The following is a 23490-nucleotide window of genomic DNA, read 5'->3' as shown; positions in this document are numbered from 1 at the left end:
CTCATCCTCCGTGGACTGAGAGCCTCCATGGAACCCGGGGCGGTTCAAGGAGCCGTTGTTCTCTGTCATGGCTTGCGCTCGTCTCCTCCAAGCTGTTGGACAGGTCCCGCTTGGTCTGGGCCAGCACGCCGAGCGCTACGGGGGCGCCGACGTAGACCGCGGTGTAGATGAGGCCTAAGAAGCCGGCCGGGCCGTGCGGCCAGTGGAAGTCGGTCAGCGGCCAGGGAAGGTAGTAGCCCGCCGCGGTGAGGATCGTGCAAATCACCACCGGCCACCGGCTACGGGCGGTCGCCGCGATGGTGTACAGGGCTGCGAGGGGCGCGATCAACACATAGGCGACGAACAGCGCCGGCAGACTCAGGGCGAAGCTCAGATAGGGCCAGCGCTGGCGCACGGCCAGACCCAGTGCCGCCAGGACAGACAGCACCATCGGGGTGCCCCGTTACCTTCTAGCTATCCCTCGGGGAGTGATGTTTCGGGGGTGCTGGCCTGTCGGGCTCGGTATGGCTCTTTGCCCCCAGTCGTTGATGATCCGGGGGGTGTTGCCGCCGAGGCCGATAGGTGGCTGGTGATCGCTGATAGGGGCCGGGCCAGACACCCTCACCCGGGGGTGCGGAGTCGCCTTCGTAACGTGGATGCCGACGTCAGCCACCGCGGACAGTCCAGCGTCATTGGTCCAGGGCGGTGAGTTACGGAGGTCAGGCATGATCCAGGAACACCACCACATCGAGGTCTTCGTCGGTCTCGACGTCGGTAAGAGCGAGCACCACGCGGTTGCCTTGGACCGGACCGGGAAGGTCCTGTTCGATAAGCCGCTGCCCAACGACGAGGGGAAACTGCGCGCGATTCTGGCGAAGCTCGCCACTCACGGGCCGGTCTTGATGGTCGTGGACCAGCCCGCCACGATCGGCGCGCTGCCGCTGGCTGTCGCCCGCGACGCCGGCGCCACGGTCGGGTACTTGCCGGGGCTGTCAATGCGCCGGATCGCCGACCTACACCCGGGCAACGCCAAGACTGACGCCCGCGATGCGCTCATCATCGCCGAGGCCGCACGGACCATGCCTCACACGCTGCGGTCGATAGAGATGGCCGATGAGCAGATCGCCGAGCTGGCGATGCTCTGCGGCTTCGATGACGACCTGCGCGGGCAGATCACCGCCACGTCTAACCGGCTGCGAGGGCTGCTGACCCAGATCCATCCCGCACTCGAGCGGGTCCTGGGTAAGCATCTGGACCACCCGGCCGTGCTCGACCTGATCCAGGCCTGGCCGACCCCGGCAGACCTCAAGACGGCCGGCACCAAGCGCATCGCCACCCGGCTGACCAAGCGAGCCCCGCGCATGGGGAGGCGACTCGCCGAGGAGATCACCGCCGCGTTGGCCGAGCAGACCGTGGTCGTCGCCGGCACCAGCGCCGCCGGGGTCGTGCTGCCGCGCCTGGCCGCCCAGCTCGCCGAGCTACGCGCCCAGCGCGACGACATCGCGGCAACGGTCGAAGAACTGGTGCGCGACCACCCTCTTCACCCGGTCCTGATGTCTATGCCGGGCAATGGCATCAGGACCACCGCACGGCTCCTGACCGAGCTCGCCGGGAAGAACTTCACCTCCGCCGCACACATGGCCTCCTACGCCGGCCTGGCCCCCGTCACACGCCGCTCTGGCACCTCCATCCGCGGCGAGCATCCCAACCGGGCTGGCAACAAGGTCCTCAAACGCGCACTGTTCCTCGCTGCCTTCGCCTCCCTCAGCGACCCGGTCTCCCGCCGCTACTACGACCGCAAACGCGCCGAGGGCAAGAAGCACAACCAGGCACTCATCGCACTAGCACGCAGACGCTGCGACGTCCTCTACGCCATGCTCCGAGACGGCTCCCTCTACGACGCCCCGACACCCCTAGCCGCTTGACAAAGGAGATAGGGGCACCCCCCTCGCGGGCGGAGCTGAAGGTGGCGTCCAGCAGCGCGAGGGAGACCAGGGCCGCATCGACCGCGATCGGAAACAGCAGCACCGGGCTCACCCGCTTTCGGTCGGGGGCGCGGGGATCAGTCCGGCGTCCCGGGCGATGACGGCGGCCTGGACCCGGTTGGTCACGGCCAGCTTGGTGAGCACGGCGCTGACGTGGTCCTTGACGGTAGAGGGGCTCAGGTGAAGGCGACGAGCGATCTGCGCGTACCACCGGGATCGCGATCGCCCTGCTTGGCGGCATGCTCCTGCTGGCCGACGCGGCAAGCCGCGACTGGTCCATGCTCCGAGGGATCTTGAACGTGTTCGGTGTGATCGGGGCGATGACGCTGACGCTCTACACCGCCCACGTGATGTTCATGAGCTCCCCGCTGGACGTCTTCGATGCCACCATCGGCTACCTCATCCAAGTGGCCGCCGCCATCCTTTTTGCGCTCATCTGGCGTGGCTACTTCGATCGGGGGCCGCTGGAGGCGCTGGTCGCGCGGGCCACCCGCGCTGTGCGGCGGGCGGTCTCATCCAGGTAGCGCCTCGGTGCGGTCGGGGCCGAGCTGCACCGCGGGGCTGACCTGTACCGAGGCGCGCTCCAGGTGGGGAACCTGAGCCCGCAGCTGGTCCTTGACGGCGTGCGCGAGGGCGTGACCGCCGGCGAGGGTGAGGTCGGGATCCACGGTGATCTCGATGTCGGCTTCCAGGCGATGACCCGTCCACCGGGCGCGCGCCGTGTCCACCGAGGTGACGCCCTGCACGCGGGCGGCGGTGGCTTCGATGAGGTCCAGGGTGGCCGGCTCGATGCCGTCCATGAGCCGGCGCACGACGGTGCGCATGGAGCCGATCAGCACCGCGACGATCACGGCCGCGATGACCAGCCCGATGACCGGGTCAACCCAGGGCAGACCGACCCAGGCCCCGATGACACCGACGACGACGGCCAGTGAGGTCAGGGCGTCGGTGCGGGCGTGCTGCCCCTCGGCGATGAGGGCGGCTGAGCCGATCCGTCGACCGGCGCGGATGCGGTAGATCGCCACGACCTCGTTACCGGCCGCCCCGATGAGGGCGGCCGCCAGGACCCAGCCCAGGTGGGTCATGTCCCGTTGGTTGCTCAGGGCGCGGATGGACTCCCACACGATCAGCGCTGCGGACAGCGCGATGACCGCCCCGATCAGCACACCGACCAGGTCCTCGGCGCGGCGGAAGCCGTAGCTGTAGCGCCGGGTCGCGGCGCGCCGGCCCAGCCGGAAGGCGATGATCAGCGGGATGGTCGTGGCCAGGTGCCCCAGGTTGTGCAGGGTGTCGGCGAGCAGCGCCACTGACCCGCTGAGCCAGACGATGACGATCTGCAGCACCGCGGTGGCGCCCATGCCGGCCAGGCTGAGCCACGCCGCCCGGATCCCGATCGCGCTGGTCTCCTCGGCGGTCTGGATCGCCTCACTGTGGTCGTGGCTGTGCGGCACCAGCGCGTGCTTGACCCGCGCCCACAGTCCGGACCCTTCGTGGGGGTGGTCGTGCCCGTCCCCGTGGGGATGGGGGTGGTCGTGATCGTGCCCATGGGGGTGCGGGTGGTGGTGGGCGTCCCCGTGGTCGGAGTCGTCGTTCTTCTGCGGGTGTGCGTGCCCGCCGTGGGGATGCGTCTGTCGCGCCAGGTCCATGTCGCCAAACTATCTGCTCAGCTATGCAGATAGCAAGCGAGGTCGGTAGGATCTGGGCGTGCACGATGAGCCGGTACGCCCCGTTGCCGACGACGAGCATGCGCAGATCGCCGCGGCCACCTTCCGCATGCTCTCTGACCCGACGCGGGTGAAGATCCTATGGGCCGTGTTCCAGAGCGAGGCGAACGTCAACTCCCTGGCGGAGAGCGTGGGGGCCACACCCGCCGCGGTGAGCCAGCACCTGGCCAAGCTGCGCCTGGCCGGTCTGGTCCGGACACGACGGGAGGGCACCTTCATCTACTACTCGGCCACCGACACCCACGTCCACCGCCTGCTGGCCGAGTCCCTGTCCCACGCCGAACACGTCACCGGCGCCGCCGCCGAGGCAGACCCTCACAGTTACCGGGCGCAGGCAACGGCCAGCTCAGTATCCGGATAGGCAGGCTTCCCCCACTACCGACGCGTCGCCGCGAGTACGGCCAAAGATGCGGTTCCACCGCCAACGGCTCCTACGGCACACGAAGGAGGAACGCGCATGCCTCGGTGTCGCAACCAGATGAGTCCCAATCCTGATCCGATACTCCACGCCGCTGAGCCTGGCATCCGGCCGCGAATATCGCTCGACGTCCCGGTGGTCATCGCCGCCGGGGGTGCGCTCGGCGCGGTCGGACGCTACGGGCTCACTGTCGTGATGCCGCACAACCAAGGTGGATTCCCCTGGGCGACGTTCTGGACGAACGTGGCCGGGTGCCTGCTGATCGGGGTGGTCATGGTGATGCTGACCGAGGGTGCGGGTCGCCCGCACCGACTCGTGCGTCCATTCGTCGGGGTCGGCATCCTCGGGGGCCTCACCACGTTTTCGACGTACACCGTGGATATAAATCGGCTGGTCGCGGCGGGAACGCCGGGCACAGCACTGGTCTACATGTTCGCCACGCTCGCCGCGGCGCTGGTCGCGGTACAGGTCGGCATGGTCATGACCCGTTGGGCCACCCGTGCCCGGCGCACCGGGAAGGACACGGAGACATGAGCGAAGGGCGCAGGCTGTTGCGGCTGACAGTCCTGGTCGGGGAGTCTGACCAGTGGCACCACCGGCCCGTCTATGCCGAGATCGTCCACCGGGCCCGCGACGCGGGCCTTGCGGGAGCGTCGGTCCCGCGGGTGGTTCCCAGCAGCACACCGGCGCGTCCGTCCCGATCGCGGCCTACGGTCCCGGTGCGGCGAACGTGGCCGGGCTGACCGACGACACCGACACCTTCTTCACCACGATGAACGTCCTCGAGCTCAACGGGGACCTGGAGTCCCTGAGCGCTTCTGCCACGATCGCGCTCGACCCCTCGCCGGTCGCGCCCGGTGAGGCCGTGACCGCATCGACGTCCGAGCTGAACGGTGACCGTCAGGTCCTCGCCACCGTGGGCGACGAGCCTGTGGGCCAGGCCGACGTCATCGACGGCGTCGCCTCGTTCGACCTCACGGCGCCCGACACCCCGGGTGAGTACCCCGTCGTGCTCACCGGCCTGCAGACGGGCACGGAGCTCACCGCCTCGCTCGTCGTCTCCCAGTCGCCGACCACACCCACGCCCGACGACACCGACGAAACCGACGACAACGGGACGGACGCTGGCGGTGGCGTAGACCCTGATGGCACCGGTGGCTCTGGCCTCGGCGCCGCTCCAGACTCGGCCGGCGGGCCCCTGGCAGTGACCGGCGCGGAGGCTGCACAGGCAGCACTGCTGGCGGTCCTGCTGCTCGGCTCCGGTGGCGCCGCCCTGTGGCTGCGCAACCAGCGTCTCACGCGGGCCCACTGACCAACGCACCACACGAAAACCCACAGGGAGGCCGTCGCCCCACTCCGGGCGACGGCCTCCCGCCGCCCTGGGTGAGGTCCGCATCCCAGCGCCGGGCCAGGCGGTCCGGGGCTCCCGGCGGCTAGGAGGTGTGCGGCGCGAGCGTGCCGAGACCGGGGAGGAACCGGCCGACCCGCTGGGCGTAGCGGGCGTAGGCGGGGCCGTGGGTGCGCAGCAGGTATGGCTCCTCGACGAGGCGGACCTGGATCTCCACCGCGAGGAGCAGGCAGGCCAGCGCCGCGGCGGTCAGGGCCGTCGGGACCAGGACGGTCAGTCCGAGCAGCGCGGTCAGCATCGCGGTGAAGATCGGGTTGCGGACCACGGCGAACATGCCGGAGGTGACCAGGCCGGTGCGCTCGGTGGTGTCGACACCGATCCGCCAGGAGGCGCCCATGCCGGCCTGGGCGGCCAGGACGGCGGCGAAGCCGGCGATGGCCACTGCCAGGCCCGCCCACTGGACGGCCGGGGGCGGGGTGATGGGGGCCGTGGTGCCGGTGAGGGCCAGGGCGGGGCCCGCGGCGCCGAGGGCGAGGGCGGCGGCGAAGAGGATCCCGCCCCACCACTCGGCCGATCCGGGGGCGCCGCTCAGGCCGCGGAAGCCGGTGGAACCGGTACGGCGCCGGTGGATCCAGGAGCGCGCACCGAACGCGGCGACGAGGCCGGCCAGGTACAGGGTCAGTGCCGCAGCGGCTGCGACGTCAGCGGTCATGGGGTCTCCTCGGCTCAGGTCGCACGTTCTGCGGCCGTCGGGTTCTCGGTCGTGTCGCCGCTGATGAGGGCTACCAGGACCAGGGTTATCGCCCCGCCGGTGATGTAGACATCAGCGAGGTTGAAGGTGGGGAACCAGCCGGTGTGCAGGTAGTCGGTCACGACGCCGTCGGGGGCACGATCGATCAGGTTTGCCACCGCACCCGCCAGGATCAGGGCCAGTGCCAGCCACGTTGAGCGCGTCGCGGTGCGGGTGGCACGCCAGGTGAAGACAGCCAGCGCGCCGATGATGAGCCCCGTGATGGCGAGCACGACGCCGGCTGGCAGGCGAGCGCCGAGGCTGAAAGCCATCCCAGCGTTGAAACCGAGGCGAAGCTCGACGGGCCCCAAGTCCACCGAGCGACCGTCGGCCAGTGCTCCACCTGCCCACGCCTTCACTGCCAGGTCGATCGCGGTCAGCAGCGTGATGGTGACGACGAGGGCGACCCGAGCCCGGGTGCCACTCCTCGCTGAGGTGAGATCCGGTGTGGTCATGAGGACGCCGTTCGTGTGTTGGTCATCGCCGCAGGCACAACTTCCAGCACGTCAGGGCTCACGGCTACCCCGTGAGACGAGCCGTCGAGCGTCAGCGACCTCATAGGCCAAAGGCCCCACCCTCGAGGAGGATGACGACGCCCAGGCCGATGAGGACCAGCGGGAAGAGGATGTGTTCCCAGCGTTCGAGGACCTCGGCGATCGGCCGGCGGGTGGCGACATACTTCGCTGCGAGCACGAGGAGGCCCACCAGGGCGAGGAAGACGAGGCAGTAGGCGATGATCGCGGTGGTAGACGCGGTGGCGAAGACGGGGACGTAGACCCCGATGTTGTCCCCGCCGTTAGCGAACGTCACGGCCGCCACCGTCAGGACTCCGACCTGCTTGTCGGCGACCTTGGCCTCGTCGTCGTCGTCATCGTCGTCGCGGTTGCGCCACGCGTGCCACGCCGCGTACAGGCCCAGGGCGAGGGGGATGAGACCGAAGTAGGGCAGGGCGGCCTCGGGCAGGAAGGAGCGAGCTCCCAGGGAGACCACCACGGCGGCCAGCAGGATGCCCCCGAAGCCGAGGTACTGGCCGGCGAGGATCTTGCGGGTGGTGCCCCGCTGGCCGGCGCCGCGGGCGTAGAAGAGGGACAGGATGATGATGTCGTCGATGTTCGTGGCCACGAACAGACCGAGCGCTTGCAGGATCGGGGTGAGCAGGTCCATCAGTGCCTTTCAGGGCGCGCCGAACCGCCGGCGGTGGTCAATGGGGCCGCGTTGGCCCGCGGGTCAGCGTCCGGGCGCGGTGGCGTGGTGGGTGCGTGCGGCGCGCAGGCCGTTGAGGATGACCAGGACCTCGGCGATCTCGTGGATGAGCACGACGGCTGCCAGGCCCAGGACGCCGGTGATGGCCAGGGGTGGCAGGGCGGCGATGATGAGCAGCGACAGGATGATGTTCTGGTTGACGATGCGCCGCCCGCGTCGGGCGTGGGTGATGGCCTGGGGCAGGAGGCGCAGGTCCTGGCCGGTGAAGGCGATGTCGGCGGACTCGATCGCGGCGTCGGAGCCGGTGGCTCCCATGGCGATCCCGACGTCGGCTGCGGCCAGGGCGGGGGCGTCGTTGATGCCGTCGCCGATCATCGCGGTGGGCCGGTGGGCGCTGAGCTCGTCCACGGCGGCGGACTTTCCTTCGGGGCGCAGCTCGGCGCGCACGTCGGTGATGCCGGCCTGCGCCGCGAGGGCGCGCGCGGTGCGCTCGTTGTCACCGGTGAGCATCGTGAGGCCGATGCCGCGGCCCGCCAGGGTCTGGATGACCTGGGGGACCTCGGGACGTAGCTCGTCGCGCACCCCGATCGCCCCGGCGACCGTGCCGCCGCGGTGGACGACGACGACGGTCATCCCTTGGGCCTCCAGGTCACGCACTCGGTCGGTGAGGTGGCCGGGGTCGACCCAGCGGGGGCTGCCGACCCGCACTACGGCGCCGTCCACGGTGCCGTAGATGCCGTGACCGGCTTCCTCGGTGATGCCGTGACCGGCGGGGGTGGCGGGGGCGGCCTGGGTGATGGCGGTGGCGAGGGGGTGGGTGCTGTGCTGCTCGAGCGCGGCGGCCCAGGCCAGGACCTGCTCCTCGGTCACGTCCATCGCGGGGACGACGGCGGTGACGGTGGGCCGGTTGGCGGTCAGGGTCCCGGTCTTGTCGAAGGCGACGTGCCCGATGCTGCCGAAGCGTTCGAAGATCGCGCCGCTCTTGATGATGACGCCGAACTTGCTGGCCGAGCCGACCGCGGAGACCACGGTGATGGGCACGGCGATCGCCAGCGCACACGGGGAGGCGGCCACGAGCACGACCAGGGCGCGGGTGATCCAGGTCTGCGGGTCACCAGCGAGGGAGCCGATGACGGCGACCAGCACGGCCAGGACCAGGACGCCGGGCACGAGCGGGCGGGCGATGCGGTCGGCCAGCCGGGCGCGCTGCCCCTTCTCGGCCTGGGCGCGTTCGACCAGGCTCACGATCGTGGTCAGGGAGTTGTCGGTGCCGGCGGCGGTCGCCTCGACCTGCAGGGCCCCGGTGGTGTTGATCGCCCCGGCGGACACCTCATCGCCGGGGCCGGCCTCGACGGGGATGGACTCCCCGGTGATGGCGGAGGTGTCCAGGCTGCTGTGGCCGGTCCGTACGATGCCGTCGGTGGCGATGCGCTCACCGGGCCGAATCACCATGACCTGCCCCGCGGTGAGGTCACGTGCCGGGACCGTAGTGGTCTGACCGTCGGTGAGGACGGTGGCGCTCTGGGGCACGAGCTTGAGTAGTGCGCGTAGGCCGGCCCGCGCCCGGTCCATGGCGCGGTCTTCCAGGGCCTCGGCGATGGAGTAGAGGAAGGCCAGGGCCGCTGCCTCTTCCACGTGGCCGAGGATGACCGCGCCGGTGGCGCTCATGGTCATGAGGAGCGCGATGCCGAGCTTGCCCGTGGCGAGCCTGCGCAGCGCACCGGGGACGAAGGTGGAGGCCCCGAGCAGCAGACCGACCCAGAACAGCACCGGCGCCGCCTCTTCGGCCCCGGACCACTCGAAGATCCATCCGGCGATGAAGGCCACCCCCGAGGCGACCGGGACCATGACCGCGCGGTCGGCCCACCACGGAACGTCGTGGTCGTGGTGGGTCTCGAGCTGCTCGACGGGCGTGTGGGTGGTGGCGCTCATGCCACGGTCCCGCTCGGGCAGCAGCCGGGCACCGTGCAGCTGGCATCCACGCAGGGGGCGTTCTCATCGACCGCCAGCGTCACCTCGACCAGTGCGGTCATCGCCGCCGCCAGGTGGGGGTCGGCGATCTCATACCGCGTCTGGCGCCCTTCGGGCTCGGCCACGACGATGCCGCAGTCCCGCAGACAGGTGAGGTGGTTCGACACGTTCGACCGGGTCAGGCCCAGGTCCCGGGCCAGCGCCGCCGGGTAGCTCGGGCCCTCGAGGAGGGGCATGAGGATCCGGGAGCGGGTCGGGTCGGCCATCGCCCGGCCCAGCCGGTTCATCACGTCCAGCCGCGAGGCAATAGTCAGCATGCGCTGACCATACAGCACACGCTGACTTCTGAGAGTAACACCTACACATCTGCATAGGTGTATGGTTGTGGCATGACTGTGACGCCGTTGGATTCGTGTGAGGTCGCCGCCGTCCATCCGGAGAAGGTGGCGTTGACCCGGGAGAAGATCCCCGACGAGGCGGAGGCCGGCCGGTTGGCCGGGTTGTTCAAGCTCCTGGGGGACCCGCGACGTGCCCGGGTGCTGTATGCGTTGCTGGAGGCCGGGGAGCTGTGCGTGTGCGACCTGGCGGCGTCGGTGGACGTCCCGGAGGCGTCGGTGTCCCAGGTGCTGCGCCTGCTGCGCACCGCGGGTGTGGTGGCCAACCGGCGGGAGGGCCGGATGGTGTACTACCGGCTAGCTGATGCGCATGTGCGGATGCTGCTGGACGTCTCCCGGGAGCACGCCCGCCACGAGGGGCAGGGCTGATGGGCGCGGGACACAGCCACGCCCCGGCGACCGGGCACGCCGGGGGCCGTTACCGTCGGCGGCTGGCCGGGGCGTTCGCCCTGACCGCCAGCTTTTTCCTCATCGAGCTCGTCGCGGGGCTGGTGTCGGGGTCCTTGGCGCTGCTGTCGGATGCCGGGCACATGGCTGCCGATGTGGTGGTGCTGGGTGCCGCCCTGCTCGCGACGCGCATCGCGAGCCGCCCGGACTCCTCGGGGCGACGCACCTACGGCTCCTACCGGGCCGAGGTGTTCGCCTCGGCGCTGGCGGTGCTGGCGATGCTCGCGGTCGGGGTGTACGTGGTGGTCGAGGCCATCAGCCGGCTGGGTGATGCGCCGGAGGTGGCCTCCGGGGCCATGCTCGCGGTCGGGTTCGCCGGTCTGGTGATCAACATCGTCTCCATGCTGCTGCTGCGCAGCGGGTCGAAGGAGAGCCTGAACGTCAAGGGCGCCTACTACGAGGTGATCGCCGACGCGGCGGGGTCGGTGGGCGTCATGGTCGCCGGTGTGCTGATCATCCTCACCGGTCAGCCGATCTGGGACATCGTGGTCGCGGCTCTCATCGCGGTGTTCGTCATCATCCGGGCTGTGGTGCTGGGCCGGCAGGTGATCGCGGTCCTGGGCCAGCACGCCCCTGAGGGGGTCAACCCGGAGGAGGTCGCCGGTGCCCTGGACGCGGTCCAGGGGGTGGAGGAGGTCCACGACCTGCACGTGTGGACCCTGACGTCGGGGATGAACGTGGCCACCGCCCATCTCGTGGCTGGGCAGGACGCTGACCACAACGCCGTCCTGATCACCGCACGGGAGGTGTTGCGCGACCGGTACGGCATCGAGCACGCTACCTTGCAGGTGGAGGCCGCCGGCAGTGGCGGCTGTCACGACCTGAGCTGGTAGCACTGCCACCGGCAGCCCGCTCATGAGACCCCGCTGCACATACTCAAGCCGACGTCACGGAGCGCGCGATGACCGCGAAGCAGGGCAAGGGTCCCGGGCCGGACAAGGGCCAGCGGCGGGCACGGCGCGGTGTGGTGCTCACGCTGCTGGGGATCGGCCTGGTCGCCGCGGCGTACGTGGTGACGATCGTGGTCATGGTGGTGCGGTGACGTGGCCGTGGGGTGTGGTCCGCGCGGTTAGCATCACGGGGTGTCGATCCTGACGACGAGCGGGAAGCCGCCGCACGGTAAAGCGTCTGCCGGCCGGGGTACCTCGGCGTGGCCGTGGGCGGTGGGGGCGCTGCCGCTTGTCGTGGTGGGTCTGGTGGCGGGCCTGGCGCTGAGTGGTGCGGCGGCGCCGCGCGAGCTCATCGATCCCGGCCCCCTGGTGCGGTGGGGTCTTCCACTGGCGACCTCACTGGCTCGCGTTGCGGCGGCCGTGACGATCGGCGCGCTCATGCTGTGCGCCGTGGTCCTGCCCCGCACCGCACCTGCCCGGACGGGTCGAGACCACGCCGGTCGGGAGGCGCCCCGGGACGGCAGCGGCCGGCGCGCGACCGGCGAGCCCACGGCGCCTGAGGACCCGACGTGGCGGCGGGTGGCGAACATCGCCGTCCTCGCGGCCGTGGTGTGGGCCCTGGCGCAGCTGACGCATCTGCTGCTGACCCATGCCGCGGCGCTGGGCACGAGGATCGGTGGGCCGGGGTACGGCGCTGAGCTCGTCCAGTTCGTCACGCAGATCGACATGGGCCGGTACCTGGGTGTGGCCACGCTCCTGGCCGCGATGGTCGCACCGGTGGCCGCGGTCATCGCCGGCCCCGGCTCGGCGGCCTGGGCCATGCTGCTGGCCGTGGCCGCGTTCTCCCCGGTCTCGGTGACGGGCCATGCCGCCGGGGCGGCCAACCACGACTTCGCCGTGACCTCGTGGTGGTTGCACGTGGCTGCCGTGGCGGTCTGGGCGGGGGGCCTGGGTGTCCTGTGCGTGGTGGCCTCCCGGGTGGGGCCGGGCCTGGCGGATGTCACGCAGCGGTTCTCCAGGATCGCGGTGTGGGCCTTCGCGGTCGCGACCATCGCCGGCGCGGCCAACGCGTGGATCCGGTTCTCCACCCCGCTGGACCTGCTCATGCATCCCTACGGTCAGCTCCTGATGATCAAGGTGGTCCTGACGGTGGCGCTAGGCCTGGCGGGCTGGGCCCACCGCACGATGACGATCCCGGCGATCCGTGCCCAGGCCCGGCCCGGTGGTGGGGCGGGGCTGGCGTTCTGGCGGTTGGCCGGGGTCGAGGTCATGATCATGGGTGCAGTGATCGGCGTGGCGGTCGCGCTGGGGTCCTCCGCGCCACCACAGCCGCAGGAACCACCGGTCGACGCGAGCCCGGTCTACCTGCTGACCGGCTACCCCCAGCCCCCGGCACCCACGGCGTGGGCCTACCTCACGCAGTGGCGCCCCGACCCGGTGACGATCTTCGTGGCCGTCGCTGCCCTGGTGGCCTACCTGTCCTGGGTGTGGCGCCTGCGCCGCACCGGACGGCCCTGGCCGGCCATCCGGGTAGCCAGCTGGGTGGCGGGGGTACTGCTGTTCGCGTGGGCCACCAACGGCGGCCCGGCGGTCTACGGCAGCGTCCTGTTCAGCGCCCACATGGCCCACCACATGGTTCTGATAATGGTGGTGCCGATCCTTCTGGTGCTCGGGGCGCCCACCGCGTTGGCGATGAGCGTCCTGCCGGCGCGGGGCGACGGTTCACGTGGCCCGCGCGAGTGGATCGAGGCACTGCAGAGCTCTGCGGTCATGGCGTTCCTCGCCCGCCCCGTGGTGGCCACCCTCCACGTGGCCCTCTCCCTGGTGGTCTTTTACTACACCCCACTTTTTGCCCGTGCCCTGGACAGCCCGATCTGGCACGCGCTGTTCGTCCTGTACTTCACCGCGGCGGGCTGCGTCCTGGTCCACGCGCTCCTGACCGCGCACCGCCGCCGGGTTCCCCTCGCGGTGCGCTTGGGGGCAGCGGTGGTCGCCATGGTCTTCTACGGCGCGTGGGGCATGGGCCTGGCCTCCAGCATCTCACTGCTGGGCGCCGACCATTTGGGCCGGCTTGGGTTGAGCTGGGGGGTCGACGCCCTGACGGACCAGCGGACCGGGGCACTGGTGGTCTGGGGCGTAGGGGAGGTGGGCATGCTGGCCCTGGCCCTGGCGCTGATCCTCACGTGGATGCGGACACCTGAGACGCCCCGAGCCACCGTCCCGGCGCGCCCCTGAGCGCCGGTCAGTCCACCCCGGGGCTCACAGCACAGGACGCAGTACCGGACCGTTGCGAGGACCCGGGCCTTGAGCGAAGCAGGTGTGCCCGGGAGAACCTCGCTCTACGGGATGGAGGTCGTTGCGGTCGGCAACGGGGACCGGTGCCTACTCGATCGGCCGAGCTGGCCGTCGGATAGCTGCTGGCGGTCGTCGATCATCTCCATGCCCGCCTGTAGGTGGGTCAGCACGATGATGGTTCGTTGCCGGGCGGCGGCGTCGGCGAGCAGTGTGTGCATCAGCGCCTCGGCGGTGTCCTGGTCCAGGCCTTCGGTGGGTTCGTCAAGCACGAGGACATCGGGGTCGCGCAGCAGCGTCCGGGCGAGGGTGAGGCGTTTTCGTTCGCCGCCGGACATCACTCGGCCGCCGGAGTCCAGCCAGGTGTCCAAGCCGTGTTCCAGGGAGATGAACCAGTTGCGCAGCTGGGCCTGGTGGAGCACGTGCATCAGCGCGTTGTCGGTGGCGTGCGGTTGTGCCAGGCGAAGGTTTTCTCGAAGGGTGGTGGCGAAGATGTGGTCGTACTGTCCGGCCAGGGCTACCCGTTCACGCACGGTCTGGCCAGCGAGCTGTGTCGTGGGCAGGCCGCCGAGTGTGACGGTGCCCGCGGCCGGGTCCAGCAGCCCGAGCAGGAGGGCGGCCAGGGTCGACTTGCCTGCCCCGGACTTGCCGTGGATGAGCACCGCTTGGCCCGGCTCCAGGTGCAGGTCCAGATCGCGTAGTGCGGGTTTTGCCGGGTCCCAGCCGGCGCGCACCGCCTCGAGGTCGACTGCCAGGGGAGCGGTGGTGGCCAGTGTCCTGGGGTGGGTGGGGTCCGTGGCGGCTGGTGGGACCGCGCGCAGGGCGGTGAGCCGGTCGCGGGCCCACCGGCCCAGGACGATGGCCCGGACGGCCGGTGCGATTGCCAACGTCGCCTCACCCAGGGCGAGTGCTGCCAGGATGAGTACGCCCACGACCTCGGCGCTGATCTGTCCGTCTCGCCAGGCGATGGCGGCCACCGCTGCCGTGGCGAGGATGGTGGCCCCGAGCCCGACTTGGGCGAGGCCGGCTGATAGGCCCTGGGCATGGGCCGCGCGCTGTTCGGCCGCGTCCAGCTGTGCAGCGCGGGTGGCCACGGCAGCACGGAGGTGTGATCCACGGTGTCCGTGGAGTTCCTCAGCGCCTTCCAGGGTTTCGACTACGGCCTCTAGGAGGTTGGAGCGGGCCTGGACGCGGGGGGTCTCGCTGCGGTGGGCCGTCCAGGCCGCGACCAGTGGCGCGAGCACGGCACTGATCAGTAGGCCACCGGCCAGCGGCAGCACCGCCTGCGGCAGCAGCCAGTACGTCGCCAGGGTGATGACCAGGAGGGCGAGGGTTGCCGAGGCCACCGGTAGGTGGCCTCGGATCAGCCCCGATAGCCGCACGTCGACGTCATCGACCACCCGGCTCAGCAGTGACCCGCGCCGGGGTGTCAAGGTTCCTGGCACGCGGGGAATCAGATCTGCCACGACCCCCGAGCGCCACTGTGCCAGGTGGCTCAGGCCGGTGTCGTGCGCGGTGAGCCGTTCCAGGTAGCGCAGCAGTGGTCGGGCGATCGCGCAGGCCCGTACCGCCACGGCGGCCAGCGACAGGGTCAGGATCGGTGGTTGGTCGGCTGCCCGGATGATCATCCAGCTGGCGGCCGCGGTCAGAGCCACCCCGGCCAGCAGGGAGCCGGCCCCCAGTGCTGCTGAGATGACGTACCGGACCTGGACTGAGCGGCGAGACCACCAGCCGCGGATGCCTCTGGTCATCGGCGACGGACCGGTGGCCTGGTGCTCGACGGGCGCGTCGGCTGTATGGCCGTGACGAGCGGGGGGCTCCTCAACGATGGCAGAGGGGCGCTGCAGGTCGATGACCCGCGAGGCCGCACCGATCAGCGCGGGTCGGTGGGCTGCGGCCAGGATCGTGCCACCGCGATGGGCAAGTTGCGCGAGCTCGTGGACGATGTTGCGTTCGGTCACCGGGTCCAGATGGGCGGTGGGCTCATCCAGCAGAAGGATGATGTCGCGCTGGTGGGCCAGGTGCTTCTTGGCCACCCGCAGGGCACGGGCCAAAGCGATGCGCTGATGCTGGCCGGCCGACAGGCCCTGACCATCGTCTCCCAACGGTGTGTTCAGCCCCTGGGACAGCTCCTCGGCCCGGAGGCCGACAACGCCCAATGCCTCGATGAGGTCTTCATCGTCGACGACCTCGTCCGGCTCTTGCAGCAGTGCCTCAGCCACGGTGCGCGCCTGGGGCAGGGTGGGGCGTTGCGGGACGTACTCCACGGCCGGTTCCTGCCCGGTGCTGGTCACCACGTGGACCTGCCCGCTGTGGGTGTCCTGGGTTCGGGCCAGGATCCGCAGCAAGGTGGACTTGCCGGCACCGGAGGGCCCGGTCACCGCGAGCAGCTCACCACGGCGCAGGTCCAGCTCGGGCAGGTCCAGGGCCCTTGCCCGCCGGCCCGGGTAGTGGACCCGCAGGCCCTGGGCGCGCAGCAGCACCGGGATCGGAGGCACTGTCGGACCCCGGCCCCGCGGGGCCGGGGTCGAGGGGTGGCGGCCAGCGGGGTGAGCGACCACGGATCGCGAGTGTGGAACCTCAGCCGATTGGCCCTCAGCATCTAGTTGCTCGAGCTGGTCAGCAACTGCGCTGGCTTGGGCGCTGTCGTGGAACTGTGCTCCCGCCTCGCGCAGCGGCCGGTAGGCCTCGGGGGTGAGCAGGATGACCGCCAGGGCCGGCCAGAGGCCCATCTCCCCCTGGGCCAGACGCACGCCAGCCTCCACGGCGACCAGGCCCACGGAGAGGCTGGCGACCAGGTCCAGCGCTGTGGAGGACAAGAAGGCGACCGTGAGGACCTTCATGGTGGCGCCCCGATACTGCTCGGAGACCTCGCGTACGGCGCCGGTCTGTCGCTCGGCCCGGTTGACCAGTCGCAGGGTGGGCAGGCCCCGGACCACGTCCAAGAAGTAGCCGGCCAGCCGCCCGCCCGCCTCGTACTGGCGCTGAGCCTGCCGCTGGGTGGCCCACCCGAGCAGCGCGGCGAAGATCGGCACCAGGGGCAAGGTGAGCAGCACGACGAGCGCCGAGGGGACGTCGATGAGGGTCATCGTGGTCAACACCCCGACAGGAAGCACCGCGGCCACCACCACCGAGGGCAGGTACCCGGAGAACCAGGGCCGCAACGGATCCAGCCCGGTCGACACGAGCGTGCCCACATCAATTGGGTTGGGCCCGGCGCCGACGCTGGCCAGCCAGGCTGGACCGCGCTGTTCAACCCGGTCCAGGGCGTGGCGCCGCACGTGTGCGATCACCCGCCAGGAAGCGGCGTGAGCCACCAGTGGTTGCAGCCAGTCGATCAGCGCCCGCAAGGCCAGGCAGGCACCCAGCAGCACGAGAGCAGGGCCCATCGCCCCGGCGCTTGCGGTGAGCACCTGGACCACGAGGTGGGCTCCGGCCAGCGCGGTGGCAACGGGCAGCGCCGCGGACAGCAAGGAGAGCGCCGTCAGCACACCGATCGGGCCGACGGCGGGCCGAGAGAGCCGAAACAACCTCGCATCGACCGGGCCCCGACTCATGTCACCACCCGCTCGCTGCTCACCCGGCGCCGGAAGACCCAATAGGCAAAGGCTTGATAGGCCAGCACCCCGGGCAGGATGACCACCCCTGCGGCAGTGATAGTGCCCAGCGCCGTGTCGCTGGCCGCGGCCCCCTGCAGGGTCAGCGACCATGCAGGGTCCAGCGTGCTGGGCAGGAGCACCGGCAATGAGATGGTGAAGACGGCCACCACCACGGCCACGACCAGGAGACTGCAGATGCCAAAGGCCCAGCCCTCACGGCGGTAGCGGGCGGCGAGGACGGCCAGCAGAAGTAACGCGATCACCACCGTGGCCGGCAGCCAGCGGACCACGCCGGTCACTGCCCCGAGGGCCACTAGCGCGACAAGCGCCGCTGCCAATGGCGGCACGATCATTCGGGCCCGCTCACGAACGGGCCCGGTGGTGCGTAGCGCCAGGTAGGTTCCGCCCAGCAGGCAGGCAGTCAGTACCCCGGCCCCAGCTCCCACCAGTGCCCCAGGCTGGGCCACCACCGCCAAGGTGCGTGCTAGTGCGCCTCCCGCGCCGGCCGCGACCTCGCCATCGGCTCCGATTGCCAGTCCGCCGGGCAGCACGCCGAGCAGGCCCCCGAAGGCGGCCGCACACAGTAGTGAGCAAGCAGCCAGCACCCTCTCGCACCGGCGCCGCCAGATGGGGTCATCCTTCTTTCCCCGGAACTCCAGGGCGACCCCGCGTCCGGCCAGGGCCAGCAGGATGATCACCATCGGCAGGTACAGGCCCGACAACAACGCCGCGTACCAGTCGGGGAAGGCGGCAAAGGTGGCACCGATGGCAGCGACCAGCCACACCTCGTTGCCGTCCCAGACCGGCCCGATCGTGGTCAGGGCAGCACCGCGTTGATGGGAGTCTCGGCCCACGACCGGGGTGAGTATCCCGACGCCGAAGTCGAATCCCTCCAGCACGAAGAACAGCACCCAGCACAGCACGATCAGCGCGAACCACAGGGTGGGCAGATCCATCGTCGTCCTCTCCGGGGCGGTCAGTAGCTGGGTGCGGTCGGTGCGGGGCTGCGGTCTCGCTCCGCCGTTTCTGAAGTCCTCGCTGGATCTGGCTGTGAGTCGCTCTCGCCGGGCTGATCAGGTGGCGCGGACAGGTCCAACCGCGCGAGATGACCCACCAGACGCAGCCACACCACAGCGAGCACGGCGTACACCGCGGCGAAGCCGACCAGGGACAGGACCGCTTCGATGGGGGTCAGGCCCGGGGAGACGCCGTCCTGGGTGCGGAACAGGCCAAAGACCAACCAGGGCTGACGGGCGGTCTCGGTGAAGATCCAGCCGAAGGTGTTCGCAGCCATCGGCATCAGTGGCACCAGCGGCAGCGAACGTAGAGTCCAGCGCCCCAGGAGCGAGGAGGAGTCGAGGTCGCGTTGGCGCCGGGTCTTGAGCAGGACCAGTAGGGCGATCCCCGCAGCCAGTACCCCCAAGCCGATCATCAGGCGGAAGCTCCAGTAGGCCACCGGTATCCACGGCATGTAGTCCCCGGGCCCGTACAGCTCGGCGTACTGACTTTGCAGCTCGGCCAGGCCCTGCACCGGTGCGTTGGGGTCACCGACCGCCAGGATGGACAGCAGGTAGGGGATGTCGATGGAGAAAAACGGCTCGGGTGAACCCGGAGCACCGATGGCGAATATCGAGAACGGTGCACCGCTCTGAGTGGTGTACAACGCCTCGGCGGCCGCCATCTTCATCGGCTGCACCTTGGTGATGACCTTGCCCAGCACGTCACCGCTCACCGCCACCGCGGCCCCGCCCACCAAGGTGATCCACGCCCCCAACCGGGCCAGCACCCGCCACGAGGCGTGATCGCGGTGCGACCTGTCCGCGCGCTGACCCCAGGCCCGCCGGGCTCCGATAGCCAGCAGCAACGCCCCACCGACCATCGCCGCCCCAGCCATCGTGTGGGGAAACGCCGCCAGATTCACCTCGTTGAGCAGCAGATCGATGAAGCTGTCCAGCTCGGCGCGCCCGGTTTCGGGATTGACCGTGTAGGCCACCGGGTTCTGCATGAAGGAGTTGGCCGCCAAGATCACGAACGCGGAGATCGCAGTGCCCACCGCGACGATCCAGATGGTGGCCAGGTGCACCTTCGCCGGCAGGCGGTCCCACCCGAAGAACCACAACCCAAGGAAGGTCGCCTCCAAGAAGAACGCGAGCATCCCCTCAATGGCCAGCGTCGGACCGAACACGTCGCCGTAGAACCGCGCAAAAGCGCTCCAGGACAAGCCGAACTGGAACTCCTGGACCAGTCCGGTCACCACGCCGACGACGAAGGTGGCCATCAGCAACTTGCCGACCAGCATCGTCATATCGCGGTAGGCCTGCCGCCCGGTACGCAACCAGGCGGTCTGCAGCCCGGCCGTCGTGGCCGCCAGCGCGATCGAGAGCGGCACGAAGAAGTAGTGGTAGATGGTCACCACTGCGAACTGCAGCCGCGCGATGTCCACCGTCTCGATATCCACCGCGTTCCTCCACCACCAGAGACCAAGGTCCTACACGACGTAGTAGACACTACATGCTGTAGTACTTCGGTCGTCGTAGAGCTGGGTTACGCTGCTCACATGGCGATGGGTGAGCTGGAGAAGGCCGTGATGGCCGACCTGTGGGTTGCCGATGGGCCGCGCACTGTGCGTGAAGTCCATGCCAGCCTCAGCGCAGAGCGGTCGCTGGCGTACACGACTGTGATGACGGTGCTCGGGCGGCTGGCCAAGAAGGGCGTGGTTCACCAGGAACGCCACGGGCGCGCCTACCGGTACTCACCGGTGCGCAACCGTGAGGAGATGACTGCCGAACTGATGTTGGACGCGTTGCGCACGGGCAGTGACCTGGGCAATCGGGAGGCAGCGCTGCAGCATTTCGTGGGGCAGGTGAGCCCTCGGGAGGCCGAGGCCATTCGCGCCGCACTGTCGAGCTCCACGGCCGACCCCCACTCTTAACCAGCACGCCGTGGCCGGGTTGCTGCTCGCCCTGCTGGCGATCGTCCTGTCCGGGCCGCTGCCCAGCGCACTGTCGCGCAGCCGGTGGCCCAGGCGGGTTCCGCGCGCTGCGCTGGTGCTGTGGCAAGCGGTCGCTCTGGCGGCCGTCCTGGCCGCCATCGGCAGTGTGCTGGCCACCCCCGAAGGGCTGCTACGGCACTTGAGCGGGCACGGCGAGATCGGCCTGGGGGCCGGCGTCGTGGTCGCGGCGGGAATCGCTGTGGTGCTTGCCGCCACCATCGTGTTGCGGCTCGGCGTCGTGGTTATCAGGCTCGGGCTGGGGACCAGGCGCCGTCGTCAGCGCCAGCGCGACATGCTCGACCTGCTCCAGACGGCCAGCCCGGCCGATCTACACCTGCACGTGCTGTCCGGGGACGTGCCGCTGGCCTACTGCGTGCCTGGCCGTCAGCCGAAGGTTGTGGTCAGCGCCGCCACACTGAACCTGCTCTCACCGGACGAAACCGCTGCGGTTGTCGCCCATGAGCGTGCCCACCTGCGGGCGCGCCATGACCTGGTGCTGGAGGCGTTCACCGCCCTACACGTGGCCTTTCCCCGGTTTGTGCGAAGCAAAGCCGCACTGGATGCGGTGAATCAGCTGTTGGAGATGCTGGCCGATGATGAAGCCGCTCGACGAGTCGGCCCGGCTCGGTTGCACCAGGCGCTGGAGAAGTTGTCGCACACCGCCGGCACCGAGGGGGTGACGGCGCGTAGCCAGCGACTGCAGTCGTCCTCGACATCGACAGCGCAGGTCTCTGCCCGGCTCTTGAGCACTGCGGCCTACAGCGGCGCAGTGGCGGTCCTGGCGGTGCCGACCATCACGGTGGTGAGTCCGTGGTTAACCGGCGCACTTGCCGCCGCGGGGTTCTCCCTCTGATCGGCCTCATCGGCCGGTCGTTCCCGGTGGCGGGACCTGCCCGGTGAATGATCGGCGGCGGGTTGGCCACCGCCGGGCGCGGTCTTGGACGTGCCCACCGCTTCCCGGAGCCCTATTCAAGCCGGCGGGGGTCACGGTTGCCGACCGATCGTCCGGGCGATTCGTGCCGCATCGCGGCCCACGCCAGTGAGCAGCGCGGAACTGCGGGTGTGCATCCAGGGCAAGCCCAAGACATACAGGCCCGGGACGCACGTCGTGCCTCGAGTCTGCACAACGACACCGTTTGAGTCCCGGACCTGGCCGGGAAGCCAGCCGAACCCCGGCCGGTAGCCGGTCGCCCACAGCACGGACTGGGCGGTGAGGCTGGTGCCGTCCTGAGAATGGAAGGTTGAGCCCGCCGCGTCGAGGAGTCGCGGCACTATCCGCACCCCCAGGGCGCGTAGCTCGTGAAGGCTCTGGCCGATCACCACCTCGCGGTGGGACAGACGTCGACCGACGGGGGATCGGGCCGGGACTCGCAGGATCCCGGTCGCGGTCATCCAGGAGAAGATATCGACGCCGAGGAATCGCTGCGGCAGCTCGCGTTGAGGAACGCCGACGGCGAGTGTCACCTCGTGGGAGCCGGCGAGCTCGCGGGCCAACTGGCGACCGGTGTTGCCAGCCCCGATGATCAGCACCGATCCGTCGGGCAGCTGCTTGGGATGTGTGTAGCTGTCGCTGTGCAGGTTCTGCCCGGACACGCGAACCCGGCTGGCGAACTCGGGAAACCGCGGCTCGGTGAATGGCCCTGTCGCGGCCACCACGTTGCGGGTGGCGATCTCGCCGATGTTCGTGACCAGCGTCAGTTCATGACGGTGCGGGTCGAGCCGAAGACCATGCACGCGGGTGCCCCACCTCGGCGCCAGACCCAACTGGTTGGCGTAATCCTCCAGGTAGTCGGCCACTTCATCGGTTCTCGGATACCGAGCCCCTGAGCCGGGGAAGGGCATACCCGGAAGGGAGGCGTGCTTGGCGGGGGTGAACAGGCGAAGCGAGTGCCATCGCCGATCCCACGCCCGCTCGCCCATCACGTCGGCATCAAGGATCGTGAAGTCGACCTGGGGCCTGAGCCCCGTGCGGATTAACGCGTGGCCCATGGCTAGGCCAGCTTGGCCGGCACCAACCACGATCACCCGTTGTGACTGGAGGTCTTCCAACGGCGTGGTCAACGGTCGAGCTCTGCTTGGATCGCTTCGCGAAGATCGTCGTAGGCGGTGAGCTGCACCAGCTGGTCGTTGACGAAGAAGCTCGGGGTGGAACTGACGCCGAGCGTGACGCCATCATCGAAGTCCGACTGCACGCGTTGGGCCGTGGCAGGGTCGGCCACGGCGGCGTCGTACCGGGCCAGGTCGAGACCAAGCTCCTCGGCGAACTGACGGAACAGCGGCGCGTGGGACTCCTGTGCCTCACCCCACTGCGCCTGTGTCTGGAACATCCGCTCGTACATCGCCTCCAGTTGCCCCTGCTGCGCTGCCGCCTCCACGGCGAGTGCGGCGTTCTGGGAGTTGAAGTGCCCGGGCAGCGGGAAGTAGCGGATGGCGAACGTCACCTGGCCGGCGAACTCCTCCCGCAGATCCTCCACGACCGGGTAGAAGGCACCGCATGCTTCGCATTCGAAGTCGAGGAACTCCACCACGGTCACGGCACCGTCGCCCGCGTCATCCAGACGGTGGCTGTCCTCCCGGATAGCGGAGGCCACCCCAGTTCCGGGGGCACCCTCCGCTTCAGGGCTGGTCTGCGGGTCCTGTGTGATCGCGGCGATGATGACCACGCTCACGGTCAGGACGATTACGCCGAGCACTGCGATGGCGACTTTGGTTCTACTGTTCATTTCCGGACTCTCTCCACGGCTCATCGGACACATCAGGAGCGCGCCCGGAAGTGCTCGGAGCGCACGCAGTACGGCTGGCACGGAGAAGGGGGTGCACTGCGGCGCGCCCTAAGCTTCAGTGCCGGCGCGTGTCTATGTGCGACTAATGGAGAGGGCGATGAGGTCGGGGCGGGCGGCAAAGGTCGGCCCGGTCGGAGTCACGCCGATGACCGCGCGAAGGGTGTCCGTGACCCAGCTAAGCCGCTTGAGCAGGTCTCCCCGCCCCGCACGAGCGGGCACCAGTGCCAGGCACGCGATCAGCACAATACAGCCCGTGACTAGCCCTGCCGCAGGGTGACCACCGGGACTATCCGGCGCTCCGCCGCTGCCGGCGAGCGGCTGAGCGGCTGCGTCAACTTCCAAGACAACCGGCTGGCTAGTCTCGCCCTGAACGGTCTGAGCGTGATGCGCGGCCAATGCACCCAGCACGACCATCACCACCGCCAGGAGGATGGTGACGAGCCTCATGGCCGCAGGACTCGGGCAGTGCCTCGAGCTGGGGGGCAGACTCATCGGATCAAGGCTACTTCCCCCCGGGGGCGGCTGTGTCCGCGGCACGACCGCTCTAGCGGCACGTAAGCCGGTGGTGGGCCTGGCCCGCCCATCGCGCACTGGCCGGATCGGTGCTGAGGCACATCACCGACGTCAACTGCTGCCACCCCGCTCACTGTGTCCCACGCCTCAGCCAACGCCGT

The 23490-nt window shown here is 69.9% G+C and carries 26 protein-coding genes; 12 read left to right on the top strand and 14 right to left on the bottom strand.

From position 1 onward, the window contains the following. Nucleotide 1: 1 nt before the first annotated feature. Nucleotides 2-430, bottom strand: a complete 429-nt coding sequence (locus AA0005_RS13080) for a hypothetical protein (RefSeq protein WP_413450583.1) — start codon at nucleotides 428-430, stop codon at nucleotides 2-4. Nucleotides 431-704: 274 nt separating this feature from the next. On the opposite strand from AA0005_RS13080, the gene AA0005_RS13075 reads away from it, so the two are divergent. Then, nucleotides 705-1904 (top strand): IS110 family transposase, encoded by a 1200-nt coding sequence (locus tag AA0005_RS13075; protein WP_413450582.1) that lies wholly within the window; start codon nucleotides 705-707, stop codon nucleotides 1902-1904. 108 nt (nucleotides 1905-2012) lie between these two features. Here AA0005_RS13075 and AA0005_RS13070 read toward each other — a convergent pair whose 3' ends face one another. Further along, the gene (locus AA0005_RS13070; protein ID WP_413450581.1) at nucleotides 2013-2228 is read right to left on the bottom strand and encodes a response regulator transcription factor; all 216 of its coding nucleotides are present in this window, start codon (nucleotides 2226-2228) and stop codon (nucleotides 2013-2015) included. Between AA0005_RS13070 and AA0005_RS13065 the strand changes: the two genes are divergently transcribed. After that, entirely contained in the window at nucleotides 2204-2488 is a 285-nt protein-coding gene (locus tag AA0005_RS13065; protein ID WP_413453128.1) for a hypothetical protein, read from the top strand. The genes AA0005_RS13070 and AA0005_RS13065 overlap by 25 nt on opposite strands. Here the strand turns inward: AA0005_RS13065 and AA0005_RS13060 are convergent. Continuing rightward, the gene (locus AA0005_RS13060; protein ID WP_413450580.1) at nucleotides 2477-3610 is read right to left on the bottom strand and encodes a cation diffusion facilitator family transporter; all 1134 of its coding nucleotides are present in this window, start codon (nucleotides 3608-3610) and stop codon (nucleotides 2477-2479) included. The two genes, AA0005_RS13065 and AA0005_RS13060, sit on opposite strands and share 12 nt — an antisense overlap. Before the next feature lie 58 nt (nucleotides 3611-3668). On the opposite strand from AA0005_RS13060, the gene AA0005_RS13055 reads away from it, so the two are divergent. The 4 genes from AA0005_RS13055 (at nucleotide 3669) to AA0005_RS13040 (ending at nucleotide 5418) form a co-directional block, all read left to right on the top strand. After that, complete coding sequence (locus AA0005_RS13055; protein ID WP_324653693.1) at nucleotides 3669-4049, top strand: metalloregulator ArsR/SmtB family transcription factor; 381 nt, start codon at nucleotides 3669-3671, stop codon at nucleotides 4047-4049. A gap of 192 nt (nucleotides 4050-4241) precedes the next feature. Then, a complete protein-coding gene (locus AA0005_RS13050) occupies nucleotides 4242-4640 on the top strand; it encodes a CrcB family protein (protein ID WP_324653694.1) in 399 nt (132 codons plus the stop codon). Then, entirely contained in the window at nucleotides 4637-4849 is a 213-nt protein-coding gene (locus AA0005_RS13045) for a DUF190 domain-containing protein (protein WP_413450579.1), read from the top strand. The genes AA0005_RS13050 and AA0005_RS13045 overlap by 4 nt, the downstream gene beginning before the upstream one ends. After that, nucleotides 4837-5418: a hypothetical protein gene (locus tag AA0005_RS13040; protein ID WP_324653696.1), complete on the top strand. Its 582-nt coding sequence runs from the start codon at nucleotides 4837-4839 to the stop codon at nucleotides 5416-5418. The genes AA0005_RS13045 and AA0005_RS13040 overlap by 13 nt, the downstream gene beginning before the upstream one ends. A 121-nt stretch (nucleotides 5419-5539) precedes the next feature. Here AA0005_RS13040 and AA0005_RS13035 read toward each other — a convergent pair whose 3' ends face one another. From AA0005_RS13035 to cmtR, 5 genes are all read right to left on the bottom strand, one after another. After that, nucleotides 5540-6166: an isoprenylcysteine carboxylmethyltransferase family protein gene (locus tag AA0005_RS13035; protein WP_324653698.1), complete on the bottom strand. Its 627-nt coding sequence runs from the start codon at nucleotides 6164-6166 to the stop codon at nucleotides 5540-5542. Between the two features lie 14 nt (nucleotides 6167-6180). Continuing rightward, nucleotides 6181-6699 carry a signal peptidase II gene (gene lspA / locus AA0005_RS13030; protein WP_324653699.1) on the bottom strand — a complete coding sequence of 173 codons (519 nt, stop codon included), beginning with the start codon at nucleotides 6697-6699 and terminating at the stop codon, nucleotides 6181-6183. Nucleotides 6700-6799: 100 nt separating this feature from the next. Further along, entirely contained in the window at nucleotides 6800-7408 is a 609-nt protein-coding gene (locus AA0005_RS13025; RefSeq protein ID WP_324653701.1) for a cadmium resistance transporter, read from the bottom strand. Nucleotides 7409-7471: 63 nt separating this feature from the next. Continuing rightward, nucleotides 7472-9379: a cation-translocating P-type ATPase gene (locus AA0005_RS13020; protein WP_324653702.1), complete on the bottom strand. Its 1908-nt coding sequence runs from the start codon at nucleotides 9377-9379 to the stop codon at nucleotides 7472-7474. Next, on the bottom strand, nucleotides 9376-9735 hold the full coding sequence (gene cmtR, locus AA0005_RS13015; protein WP_413450578.1) for a Cd(II)/Pb(II)-sensing metalloregulatory transcriptional regulator CmtR: 360 nt from the start codon (nucleotides 9733-9735) through the stop codon (nucleotides 9376-9378). The genes AA0005_RS13020 and cmtR overlap by 4 nt, the downstream gene beginning before the upstream one ends. Nucleotides 9736-9807: 72 nt before the next feature. Here cmtR and AA0005_RS13010 point away from each other — a divergent pair, with 72 nt between their 5' ends. The 4 genes from AA0005_RS13010 to AA0005_RS12995 all read left to right on the top strand — a co-directional run bounded on the left by AA0005_RS13010 (nucleotide 9808) and on the right by AA0005_RS12995 (nucleotide 13385). Further along, a complete protein-coding gene (locus AA0005_RS13010) occupies nucleotides 9808-10182 on the top strand; it encodes an ArsR/SmtB family transcription factor (protein ID WP_413450577.1) in 375 nt (124 codons plus the stop codon). Beyond that, nucleotides 10182-11093 carry a cation diffusion facilitator family transporter gene (locus AA0005_RS13005; protein WP_324653707.1) on the top strand — a complete coding sequence of 304 codons (912 nt, stop codon included), beginning with the start codon at nucleotides 10182-10184 and terminating at the stop codon, nucleotides 11091-11093. The genes AA0005_RS13010 and AA0005_RS13005 overlap by 1 nt, the downstream gene beginning before the upstream one ends. A 68-nt stretch (nucleotides 11094-11161) precedes the next feature. Continuing rightward, complete coding sequence (locus AA0005_RS13000) at nucleotides 11162-11302, top strand: hypothetical protein (RefSeq protein ID WP_324653709.1); 141 nt, start codon at nucleotides 11162-11164, stop codon at nucleotides 11300-11302. A 40-nt stretch (nucleotides 11303-11342) separates the two neighbouring features. Beyond that, entirely contained in the window at nucleotides 11343-13385 is a 2043-nt protein-coding gene (locus AA0005_RS12995) for a cytochrome c oxidase assembly protein (protein ID WP_324653711.1), read from the top strand. Between the two features lie 104 nt (nucleotides 13386-13489). On the opposite strand, the gene cydD is transcribed toward AA0005_RS12995, so the two are convergent. Genes cydD through AA0005_RS12980 form a run of 3 tightly spaced genes read right to left on the bottom strand, consistent with a single transcriptional unit; the run spans nucleotide 13490 to nucleotide 19499 of the window. Continuing rightward, nucleotides 13490-16999, bottom strand: a complete 3510-nt coding sequence (gene cydD, locus AA0005_RS12990; RefSeq protein ID WP_324653712.1) for a thiol reductant ABC exporter subunit CydD — start codon at nucleotides 16997-16999, stop codon at nucleotides 13490-13492. After that, complete coding sequence (gene cydB / locus AA0005_RS12985; protein ID WP_324653714.1) at nucleotides 16996-17997, bottom strand: cytochrome d ubiquinol oxidase subunit II; 1002 nt, start codon at nucleotides 17995-17997, stop codon at nucleotides 16996-16998. Before cydB ends, cydD begins: the two co-directional genes overlap by 4 nt. Before the next feature lie 20 nt (nucleotides 17998-18017). Further along, the gene (locus tag AA0005_RS12980) at nucleotides 18018-19499 is read right to left on the bottom strand and encodes a cytochrome ubiquinol oxidase subunit I (RefSeq protein WP_413450576.1); all 1482 of its coding nucleotides are present in this window, start codon (nucleotides 19497-19499) and stop codon (nucleotides 18018-18020) included. A 99-nt stretch (nucleotides 19500-19598) separates the two neighbouring features. Here AA0005_RS12980 and AA0005_RS12975 point away from each other — a divergent pair, with 99 nt between their 5' ends. Then, nucleotides 19599-19973, top strand: a complete 375-nt coding sequence (locus AA0005_RS12975) for a BlaI/MecI/CopY family transcriptional regulator (RefSeq protein ID WP_413450575.1) — start codon at nucleotides 19599-19601, stop codon at nucleotides 19971-19973. A gap of 10 nt (nucleotides 19974-19983) precedes the next feature. After that, nucleotides 19984-20886: a M56 family metallopeptidase gene (locus tag AA0005_RS12970; RefSeq protein WP_324653718.1), complete on the top strand. Its 903-nt coding sequence runs from the start codon at nucleotides 19984-19986 to the stop codon at nucleotides 20884-20886. 131 nt (nucleotides 20887-21017) lie between these two features. Here the strand turns inward: AA0005_RS12970 and AA0005_RS12965 are convergent, their stop codons facing one another. The 3 genes from AA0005_RS12965 to AA0005_RS12955 form a co-directional block, all read right to left on the bottom strand. Next, the gene (locus AA0005_RS12965; protein ID WP_413450574.1) at nucleotides 21018-22094 is read right to left on the bottom strand and encodes a flavin-containing monooxygenase; all 1077 of its coding nucleotides are present in this window, start codon (nucleotides 22092-22094) and stop codon (nucleotides 21018-21020) included. After that, nucleotides 22091-22756: a DsbA family protein gene (locus AA0005_RS12960; RefSeq protein WP_324653721.1), complete on the bottom strand. Its 666-nt coding sequence runs from the start codon at nucleotides 22754-22756 to the stop codon at nucleotides 22091-22093. The genes AA0005_RS12965 and AA0005_RS12960 overlap by 4 nt, the downstream gene beginning before the upstream one ends. Nucleotides 22757-22888: 132 nt before the next feature. After that, the gene (locus tag AA0005_RS12955; RefSeq protein ID WP_324653725.1) at nucleotides 22889-23263 is read right to left on the bottom strand and encodes a hypothetical protein; all 375 of its coding nucleotides are present in this window, start codon (nucleotides 23261-23263) and stop codon (nucleotides 22889-22891) included. Between the last annotated feature and the right edge of the window lie 227 nt (nucleotides 23264-23490).

The sequence above is a fragment of the Georgenia phoenicis genome (genome assembly GCF_047302425.1).
Taxonomy (GTDB): Bacteria; Actinomycetota; Actinomycetes; order Actinomycetales; family Actinomycetaceae; genus Oceanitalea.
The sequence above is the reverse complement of the archived record's forward strand: the minus strand, read 5'-3'. Positions and strand labels throughout refer to the sequence as shown.

Excerpts from the sequence above, each read along its gene's own strand:
- AA0005_RS13010 (WP_413450577.1), top strand. The coding sequence starts at position 9,808 with ATGACTGTGACGCCGTTGGATTCGTGTGAGGTCGCCGCCGTCCATCCG.
- AA0005_RS13075 (WP_413450582.1), top strand. The coding sequence starts at position 705 with ATGATCCAGGAACACCACCACATCGAGGTCTTCGTCGGTCTCGACGTC.
- AA0005_RS13020 (WP_324653702.1), bottom strand. The coding sequence starts at position 9,379 with ATGAGCGCCACCACCCACACGCCCGTCGAGCAGCTCGAGACCCACCAC.
- AA0005_RS13060 (WP_413450580.1), bottom strand. The coding sequence starts at position 3,610 with ATGGACCTGGCGCGACAGACGCATCCCCACGGCGGGCACGCACACCCG.
- AA0005_RS12955 (WP_324653725.1), bottom strand. The coding sequence starts at position 23,263 with ATGAGGCTCGTCACCATCCTCCTGGCGGTGGTGATGGTCGTGCTGGGT.
- AA0005_RS13035 (WP_324653698.1), bottom strand. The coding sequence starts at position 6,166 with ATGACCGCTGACGTCGCAGCCGCTGCGGCACTGACCCTGTACCTGGCC.
- AA0005_RS13000 (WP_324653709.1), top strand. The coding sequence starts at position 11,162 with ATGACCGCGAAGCAGGGCAAGGGTCCCGGGCCGGACAAGGGCCAGCGG.
- AA0005_RS13065 (WP_413453128.1), top strand. The coding sequence starts at position 2,204 with ATGCTCCTGCTGGCCGACGCGGCAAGCCGCGACTGGTCCATGCTCCGA.
- AA0005_RS13005 (WP_324653707.1), top strand. The coding sequence starts at position 10,182 with ATGGGCGCGGGACACAGCCACGCCCCGGCGACCGGGCACGCCGGGGGC.
- AA0005_RS13045 (WP_413450579.1), top strand. The coding sequence starts at position 4,637 with ATGAGCGAAGGGCGCAGGCTGTTGCGGCTGACAGTCCTGGTCGGGGAG.
- AA0005_RS12975 (WP_413450575.1), top strand. The coding sequence starts at position 19,599 with ATGGCGATGGGTGAGCTGGAGAAGGCCGTGATGGCCGACCTGTGGGTT.
- AA0005_RS13025 (WP_324653701.1), bottom strand. The coding sequence starts at position 7,408 with ATGGACCTGCTCACCCCGATCCTGCAAGCGCTCGGTCTGTTCGTGGCC.
- cmtR (WP_413450578.1), bottom strand. The coding sequence starts at position 9,735 with ATGCTGACTATTGCCTCGCGGCTGGACGTGATGAACCGGCTGGGCCGG.
- cydD (WP_324653712.1), bottom strand. The coding sequence starts at position 16,999 with ATGAGTCGGGGCCCGGTCGATGCGAGGTTGTTTCGGCTCTCTCGGCCC.
- AA0005_RS13080 (WP_413450583.1), bottom strand. The coding sequence starts at position 430 with ATGGTGCTGTCTGTCCTGGCGGCACTGGGTCTGGCCGTGCGCCAGCGC.
- AA0005_RS12960 (WP_324653721.1), bottom strand. The coding sequence starts at position 22,756 with ATGAACAGTAGAACCAAAGTCGCCATCGCAGTGCTCGGCGTAATCGTC.
- lspA (WP_324653699.1), bottom strand. The coding sequence starts at position 6,699 with ATGACCACACCGGATCTCACCTCAGCGAGGAGTGGCACCCGGGCTCGG.
- cydB (WP_324653714.1), bottom strand. The coding sequence starts at position 17,997 with ATGGATCTGCCCACCCTGTGGTTCGCGCTGATCGTGCTGTGCTGGGTG.